Raw genomic sequence first — 1,326 nt, forward strand, 5'->3', positions numbered from 1 at the left:
TGAGGTTCCCCCGCTGCGCGGGAGGTGCTGACTAGCTGGTCAGGGCGGGTTGACGTGGTTTCAGGTTCACTTGTTCAGCCGTTGCCTGGTTGGCGTAGTGCTTCTCCTCGAACTCGATGGGGCTGAGGTAGCCGAGTCGTTTCTGGATGCGGCGGGGGTTGTAGAAGCCGTCGATGTACTCGAAGAGCGCGAGGTTGGCCTCGGCCCGGGTGGTGAAGGTCCGGCCGCGAAGCCCTTCGGTCTTGATCAGCATCCACAGGTTCTCGGCCAGGGCGTTGTCGTACGAGTCCCCGACCGACCCCATGGACGCCTCAATTCCGGCTCGCACCAGGCGTGTTGTGAGCTTGATGGACGTGTACTGACAGCCGTGGTCGGCATGATGGATCAGTTGTCCGGGCTCGACCTCACGGGACGCGAGAGCGTACTCGAGGGTGGTGAGGACCAGGTCAGCGTCCGCGCGGGCGGAGGTCTCCCAGGCCACCACCCGGCGGGAGAAGGCGTCCCGGATCGCCGACAGCCACAGGGGTCCCTCCAGGGGGGGGATCATGGTCAGGTCGGTCACCCACAGCCGGTTCGGCTCGTCGGCGGTGAAGTCGCGTTGCACCAGGTCAGGGGCGAGGTCTGCGTCGGGGTCACGACGGGTGAAGCTGCCCGTCCGGCGGGGGCTGATGCCGGCGAGGCCGGCTTCGCGCATGAGCCGCTCGACCCGTTTGCGGCCGATCGCCACACCCTCGCGTTTGAGGACGGCGTGCACGCGCGGCGAGCCGTAGACGCCGCCGGAGTCCCCGTGGACCTGCCGGATCCTGCCGGTCAGCTCGGCGTCCCGGCGGATGCGCTCGCACGGCTCTTTCTCCGCGCGCCGCCACCGGTAGTAGGTGGAGGAGGGGATGTGCAGCTCCCGGAGTACGGGCTCTACCCCCAGGTGCGGATGCTCATCGAGGAGCGCTGTCACCTGGGCCGGGTCGGGTCGAGCTGAGCGGCGAAAAAAGCCGAGGCCGTCCGCAGGACCTCATTCGCCCGGCGCAGGTCCCGCACCTCGCGCCGCAGCTGGGCGAGCTCTTCCTTCTCCTCGGTGGTGAGCAGGTCGTCCCGCTCACCGGCGTCGGCCTCAGCCTGCCGGATCCAGTTGCGCAGGGCCTCGTGATGCACGCCGAGTTCCTCAGCCATGCGGCGGATGACGGGCTTCGGCTCGGCGGCCCGGTACATCCGAACCGCACGCTCACGCAACTCCAGCGGGTACTTCCTCGGGGCAGGCATCGTCTGGGCTCCTCTCATGAAACCCATCTGACCCTCTGTCAACACATCCCGCATCTCGGGGGAAGCTCA

The 1,326-nt window shown here is 67.9% G+C and carries 2 protein-coding genes; both read right to left on the minus strand.

Going from position 1 to position 1,326, the window contains the following annotated elements:
- Positions 1-31 precede the first annotated feature (31 nt).
- Positions 32-952, minus strand: a complete 921-nt coding sequence (locus ABT300_RS44130; RefSeq protein WP_351688842.1) for an IS3 family transposase — start codon at positions 950-952, stop codon at positions 32-34.
- Positions 949-1,257, minus strand: a complete 309-nt coding sequence (locus ABT300_RS44135) for a transposase (RefSeq protein ID WP_351688844.1) — start codon at positions 1,255-1,257, stop codon at positions 949-951. The genes ABT300_RS44130 and ABT300_RS44135 overlap by 4 nt, the downstream gene beginning before the upstream one ends.
- Positions 1,258-1,326: the final 69 nt, after the last annotated feature.

It is taken from the genome of Streptomyces sp. NPDC001027 (assembly GCF_040299045.1).
Taxonomy (GTDB): Bacteria; Actinomycetota; Actinomycetes; order Streptomycetales; family Streptomycetaceae; genus Streptomyces.